The 6,107-nt window shown below is 41.7% G+C and carries 7 protein-coding genes and 1 pseudogene; 5 read left to right on the forward strand and 3 right to left on the reverse strand.

Annotated elements, in window-relative coordinates; genetic code table 11:
* Window positions 1-281, forward strand: a pseudogene (locus tag G4P69_RS34940) (hypothetical protein); the annotation flags it as partial.
* A 19-nt stretch (window positions 282-300) separates the two neighbouring features.
* On the opposite strand, the gene G4P69_RS34945 reads toward G4P69_RS34940, so the two are convergent.
* Both G4P69_RS34945 and G4P69_RS34950 read right to left on the reverse strand, forming a co-directional pair.
* Entirely contained in the window at window positions 301-708 is a 408-nt protein-coding gene (locus G4P69_RS34945) for a VOC family protein (RefSeq protein ID WP_208354506.1), read from the reverse strand.
* A 100-nt stretch (window positions 709-808) separates the two neighbouring features.
* A complete protein-coding gene (locus tag G4P69_RS34950) occupies window positions 809-1,846 on the reverse strand; it encodes an NADP(H)-dependent aldo-keto reductase (protein WP_208345428.1) in 1,038 nt (345 codons plus the stop codon).
* A gap of 457 nt (window positions 1,847-2,303) precedes the next feature.
* Between G4P69_RS34950 and G4P69_RS34955 the strand changes: the two genes are divergently transcribed.
* From G4P69_RS34955 to G4P69_RS34965, 3 genes are all read left to right on the forward strand, one after another.
* On the forward strand, window positions 2,304-3,323 hold the full coding sequence (locus tag G4P69_RS34955; protein WP_208345330.1) for an ABC transporter ATP-binding protein: 1,020 nt from the start codon (window positions 2,304-2,306) through the stop codon (window positions 3,321-3,323).
* Window positions 3,324-3,482: 159 nt separating this feature from the next.
* Window positions 3,483-4,379, forward strand: a complete 897-nt coding sequence (locus G4P69_RS34960) for an ABC transporter permease (protein WP_208345329.1) — start codon at window positions 3,483-3,485, stop codon at window positions 4,377-4,379.
* Window positions 4,380-4,452: 73 nt separating this feature from the next.
* Window positions 4,453-4,806 (forward strand): hypothetical protein, encoded by a 354-nt coding sequence (locus tag G4P69_RS34965; protein WP_208345328.1) that lies wholly within the window; start codon window positions 4,453-4,455, stop codon window positions 4,804-4,806.
* Between the two features lie 256 nt (window positions 4,807-5,062).
* Here the strand turns inward: G4P69_RS34965 and G4P69_RS34970 are convergent, their stop codons facing one another.
* Complete coding sequence (locus G4P69_RS34970; RefSeq protein WP_208345327.1) at window positions 5,063-5,500, reverse strand: peroxiredoxin; 438 nt, start codon at window positions 5,498-5,500, stop codon at window positions 5,063-5,065.
* 343 nt (window positions 5,501-5,843) lie between these two features.
* Between G4P69_RS34970 and G4P69_RS34975 the strand changes: the two genes are divergently transcribed.
* Window positions 5,844-6,107, forward strand: a 264-nt coding sequence (locus G4P69_RS34975) for an Npun_F0494 family protein (RefSeq protein WP_208354508.1), incomplete at its 3' end; no start/stop codon positions are given.

Raw genomic sequence — 6,107 nt, forward strand, 5'->3', positions numbered from 1 at the left:
AACCCGAAAGCTGGAAACCATCAGGTAAGCGAGTTAAGCGTGGAATGTATAAGACCAAAAACAATCTAGTTATCAACGCTGATTGTAATGGTGCAGCCAACATCCTAGTAAAAGTAAAAACACAGCTAGGCTTATGTCTAGCCAAGGTAATAAGGGAGATATTGACCGTTCCCAAACGTTATAGCGTATTCGGTTCGCTGAAGAAAATATATCGTAAACGTAGCGAAGTGCGACTTTTAGTCGCACTTCGCTACATCAGTTTAGAATCCTCTTGGCTTTAGCCAGAGGAGAGGTCAAAAACTATTTTGCCGATAATATTTCTATACGATTGCGACCAGGATCTCGGACATAGAAGCGATGGTAGCTTGGTATGGGTTGGCGATCGCGCAATATATCCACTCCATAACCTTTCAGATGCTCCGCAAACTCATCCAAGTTACCTACGCGAAAACAGATATGTCTCCTTGACGCTTCATTATTAGGGTTTTTCTCTGTACTAACATGAATTTGAATGTCTCCCAGAGCATACCATGCACTACTATTGGTTTTCAGGGCTTCTGGCTTTGGAATCTCAGTCAGTCCCAAAATTGTGCCATAGAAAAATAGCATTTCATCCTCAACCTCGGAAGGTGATGTAACTTGAATATGATCAATTGCATCAAGCCAAACTTTAACTTTCTCTGGTTTTTTACTATCTTGGGAAATCATAGTTACCTTTTAAATAAAACTATAAATAGATAGATATACCGTAATAAAACGGTACATCATCCTCAAGAAAAAATTTTAGAGATGCAGACGCAGACGCTCTTTAAGGAGCAGGGCTAGGATAACGAGTGTTGACGGCGTCAATTTCCTCCAGAATTTGTGGACTGAGAGAAACATTGACGCTTTCGAGGTTTTCGCTCAATTGTTCTAGGGTAGTAGCACCAATGATAGTGCTAGCAACAAACCAACGGCTGCGGACAAACGCAAGGGCTAGTGCAGAAGGCTTCAGGTTATGAGCACGAGCAATTTCCACATAGGCTGCAACTGCTGGTTCAACATTGGGCTTACCATAGCGACCGCCGAACCCCTGAAACAAGCTGAGACGGCTTTTTGCTGGTACACCGTTGAGGTACTTTCCGGTTAGAAAACCAAAGCCAAGAGGGCTATAAGCTAACAGCCCAACATTTTCCCGCCAACAGGTTTCTGCTAAGGCGGAATCGAACAGACGATTGATCAGGTTGTAGGCGTTTTGAATAGAAACTACTTTGGGTAGACTTAGTTGCTTAGCAATATGGCTAAACTCAGAAACTCCCCAAGGAGTTTCGTTACTCAAGCCTACATAGCGGATTTTACCTGCTTGAATCAAATCAGCAAAGACAGTGAGTTGTTCTGCGATCGCCACTGTTTCTCGCTCTTTGTTGGGATCATAAATTGTTTCACCAAACCGAGGAACGTTACGATCAGGCCAATGGATCTGGTACAAGTCAATGTAGTCAGTTTGTAAGCGTTTCAGACTATCATTGACAGCTTGCTCAATATTTTTGCGATCAACCGGTTGCTTCCCATCTCTGAGCCACTTAAAGTTTCGCCCTGGTCCTGCTATTTTGGTAGCAATAATCAGCTTGTCTCGTTCTTGTCGAACTAACCATTCACCGATGTAAGTTTCAGTCAATCCCTGCGTAGATTCCTGCGGTGGCACAGGATACATCTCTGCTGCATCAATGAAATTGACCCCTTGCGCGATCGCGTAGTCCAGTTGTTGATGAGCTTCTGCAATAGTGTTCTGGTTCCCAAAGGTCATTGTACCTAAGCAAATTTCAGAAACATGCAAATCACTTTCACCGAGTTGGTTATATTTCATAAGAGAATAGCTTTTCGTAAGAAGATTTTCAGAGGAAACGGACGCTTATATGCTACTTGGAATGAGAGATCATTCGAGTTTTATCAAACAGAATTCAGGATTCAGGAGACAGGAGTCAGAATAAATATTGGTTTAAAACCACAGATGGACTCGTTACCGAGAGAGGAGTTGAAACTTTTCTTAAAACACCATCCCTTTATGGGTGGTGCATTCTGAATCCTGAATTCTGACTCCTGACTCCTTTTTATAGAGACCATGCTTCTGCACTTTAAAATACGTTTGATCTATCAATTAAAAGTATTTAACGAATAAACGCAGGCTACCATAGAACTTCGTACAAAATCAAGTTCACGACGAGCACGCCCAATGTACATAATAATTTAGTCGGGTACTAAAGTTGATCGCCTACAATAAAGGTAGAATTTGTTGAGATTTGTATAGTTAGGGTTTAGCTGTTATGGCTCCCGCAGTTGTAGTTAAAAATTTAAAAAAGCGCTACGGTACAGTTGAAGCCGTGAAGGATGTTTCCTTTGTGGTTGAACCCGGAGAAATCTTCGGTTTGCTTGGTCCTAACGGAGCCGGAAAAACTACCACTCTACGCGCTTTGTGTACTCTCACCACACCAGATGCAGGTAAAATAGAAGTCTCTGGCATTTCGGTACTGGACAATCCTAAAGCAGCGAGGCAGAGGCTAGGCTATGTAGCTCAAGAAGTTGCTCTGGATAAAGTGCTAACTGGTCGCGAACTACTGCAACTCCAAGCGGCGCTTTATCACATACCCAATGCAATAGCAAAACAGCGTATCAACACGGTGCTAGAGCTACTGGGCTTAGAGGAATATGCTGATAAAAAGACTGGCACTTACTCTGGTGGTTTACGCAAACGCCTAGATTTGGCAGCAGGGTTACTTCATGCACCGGATGTTTTAGTTTTAGACGAGCCAACAGTAGGTCTTGACATAGAAAGCCGTGTTGTGGTATGGGAATTCCTGCGTAAGTTGCGAGACGCTGGGACAACAGTACTAATCACTAGCCACTATTTAGAAGAAATTGACGCATTAGCTCAGCGAGTGGCAATTATAGATCGTGGTCTTGTAATTGCGGATGGAACACCTTCAGAATTGAAAGATAAATTAGGGGGCGATCGCATTACTTTGCGAATACGCGAGTTCCTGCCAACAGACGAAGCAGACAAAGCTAAAGATTTACTGAAATCTTTGCCCTTTGTTCAAGAAGTCATTATTAATAGCGCTCAGGGAAATTCACTTAATTTAGTGGTAACACCACAAAATGATGCTTTAATTACCATCCAACAAGCGCTAAATTCTGCAGGGTTACCAATGTTTGGTATTGCTCAATCTCGACCAAGTTTAGATGACGTTTACCTCGCAGCAACAGGAAGAACGCTATTAGATGCAGAACTAGCCGCTGCTGGAAGTCGGGATCCAAAGGCAGAAAAGAAGCAGAATATGAAATAGGAAGAATTCAGGAGTCAGGAGTCAGGAGTCAGAATGAAACCTAAGCATCTGCAGATGAATAAAGAAAGGGTTTAAATCCCCATTTCATTGATTCTGAATACTGAATACTGAGTTCTGACTACTTTTTTAGTAGGTACTATAACACCTAAATAAATCACTATGAGTGGCACAATAACACCTCCAAAACCAGATATTAACTTCCAGCAAGTTGCAGCACCTAAAGTATATAATGATACTCCTCCTAATTTTGTTGGGGAATTGTTGCAAGAGACGTTAGCTTTAACGCGGCGTTTGTTTATTCAACTACAACGCCGCCCCTCAACCTTATTGGCAGGTATTATTCAGCCAATTATGTGGTTGGTGCTATTTGGTGCGTTGTTCCAGAATGCACCGAAAGGGATCTTTGGAAATACAGTAAATTACGGTCAATTTTTAAGTGCTGGAGTTATTGTTTTTACTGCATTTGCAGGAGCCTTGAATGCTGGTTTACCAGTGATGTTTGACCGAGAATTTGGCTTTTTGAATCGGTTACTGGTAGCACCGCTTGCGTCAAGATTTTCGATAGTTCTAGCGTCGGCAATCTTTATTATTAGTCAAAGCTTACTACAAGCAGCAGTGATTGTAACAGCAGCAGCATTTCTAGGTGCTGGGGTACCGAATGCAGCAGGGTTGGGAGCGATCGCGCTGATTGTGTTCCTTCTGGCTTTAGGCGTTACAGCTATTTCACTAGGTTTGGCTTTTGCTTTACCAGGACACATCGAGTTAATAGCAGTGATTTTCGTTACTAATCTACCGCTATTGTTTGCCAGTACTGCTTTAGCTCCTTTAGCTTTCATGCCTACGTGGTTACAGATTATAGCTACCCTTAATCCCCTTAGCTACGCAATTGAACCAATCCGCTATCTATATACTCACAACAGTTGGGGATTAAATAGCGTTGTAATGCAAGCGTTTTGGGGTGAGGTAACTTTTGGCGGAGCGTTACTGGTATTGCTTGGCTTTGCTGTGGTGGCATTATTGAGCATTCAACCACGACTACGCCAAACTCTGTCCTAACTCCCTTCCCAAGAGTTTACTGGGTTAACATAGAAACATTATTTACTTGAAAAACCTGGAGAGCTAAAACTCCATGAAAAAGCCATTTTCAAATCTTACACAATTTGTTTTTGTTACTGTTGCTGGAATCAGCTTTGCTTCTTTAGTAATACCTCAGCCAAGTTTTGCAGGCTCTAGTAATGCTTTGCAAAACTTAACTCCCCAAAATGATAATCCCTTAGCTCCCAACACCAGCGAAGTAAATTCTACAGGTTCGAGTATTTTTGAACTGATGCACCGTGTTCAACTGGGTAACACGACATGGAATGCTGACGAGCAGAACCAACAACTCAACGACGCTGCGTCTGCTTTTAAAGCAAAGCAGCAGCAGTTACTTCAACAATCGAGTCAGCAAAAACCAGCAAATACACGCCAGTTAGGTAATTGAACGAAGTTGGCGAGAATAATATCAACTAGTACAGCGGGCGCGTAAATAAACATACCATTCAAAATCTCTGAAAAGCCTACGCTGTCTTCATTTTGAATTTTGGGGAAAGTGGGTGGTGTCGGTTTCCGTCCCGCCCAACTTTCCAAGACGAATTTTGAATTCCGCCTTGCGGTGCTAGGTAAATTTTTGCAAAATAATTTGAAAGGCTTGTAGTTGGGCTTTAATGCAATGCGCTAAAGCGCAACTACAAACTAATCTACAGTCCTAGCTGCTTTAAAATATCGTTAGCGTGAGTAGCCGTGTTGACACTGCTGTCAACATGGGCTATTTTTCCAGCACCATCAATTACATAAGTAACTCGCTTGGCATAGCCACCACCGTCAACATCGTAAGCTTTGATGAGGGTTTGGTTAGTGTCAGCTAGCAATGGAAAGTTGAGGTTATATTTTTGGGTGAAAGCTTGATGAGAAGCTTCATCATCTGCGCTAACTCCCAAGACTACAATATCTTTGTTCTGATATTCCTCTCTAGAATCCCGAAAACTGCAAGCTTGTTTGGTGCAGCCTGGAGTATCGTCTTTTGGATAGAAATACAAAACAACTGTCTTACCATTGAAATCAGATAAAGAGACGGCGTTGCCGTTAGTGTCTTTCACAGTAAAACTAGGTGCATCAGTACCAACTGCTAAAGGCATATTTTTAGTATCTCTCTGGTAAAAGGTTACAAAACAAGGGAACAGGGGATTAAATCAGTGAACAGTGAACAGTAAACAGTTATCAATTAACACCGATATAGTGGGGTTTTCACCCTGAGTATACACATTATTCTTGACTGATAACTGATAACTGATAGCTGATAACTGATAGAAGCTCCGTCCGAAGGTTATTGTATCAAAATTTATGTATTTTTTTTAAGTTAGCTGTTCTTATAGAAATTTTTCCAATGATATATAAATTTTTGTTACATTAGATATGTAGTGTGGCAACATACAAAGCACACAATATTTATTGTCAGAAGAATTTCATAATAAATCCAAGATGTCTAATGCTGATCTCCGAAGCAAGCAAACGATCACTTATTCACACAGTACCCTAGAAAGAGCCGAGCGATCGCTTATATGTTCTCCTTTCAAGCTATCGTTATTAGAAGCGATGCAAAATCGGCATGTACCATTAGGTGAGATTGCAGGCAATTCTGGTGTTCAACATGGCTATACTCAACGCCCATTGTCAGAATTGGCAACAGATAATGCTTTAGTATGGTTGATTCAAGTGGGTGCACTACGGAGAGAAGTCGACGGT

Origin of the sequence: Aetokthonos hydrillicola CCALA 1050 (genome assembly GCF_017591665.1) — a bacterium.
GTDB lineage: Bacteria > Cyanobacteriota > Cyanobacteriia > Cyanobacteriales > Nostocaceae > Aetokthonos > Aetokthonos hydrillicola.

What these genes read in the sequence shown, in the direction of transcription:
- G4P69_RS34945 (WP_208354506.1), bottom strand. Translation starts at nt 708, where the DNA reads ATGATTTCCCAAGATAGTAAAAAACCAGAGAAAGTTAAAGTTTGGCTT.
- G4P69_RS34950 (WP_208345428.1), bottom strand. Translation starts at nt 1,846, where the DNA reads ATGAAATATAACCAACTCGGTGAAAGTGATTTGCATGTTTCTGAAATT.
- G4P69_RS34955 (WP_208345330.1), top strand. Translation starts at nt 2,304, where the DNA reads ATGGCTCCCGCAGTTGTAGTTAAAAATTTAAAAAAGCGCTACGGTACA.
- G4P69_RS34960 (WP_208345329.1), top strand. Translation starts at nt 3,483, where the DNA reads ATGAGTGGCACAATAACACCTCCAAAACCAGATATTAACTTCCAGCAA.
- G4P69_RS34965 (WP_208345328.1), top strand. Translation starts at nt 4,453, where the DNA reads ATGAAAAAGCCATTTTCAAATCTTACACAATTTGTTTTTGTTACTGTT.
- G4P69_RS34970 (WP_208345327.1), bottom strand. Translation starts at nt 5,500, where the DNA reads ATGCCTTTAGCAGTTGGTACTGATGCACCTAGTTTTACTGTGAAAGAC.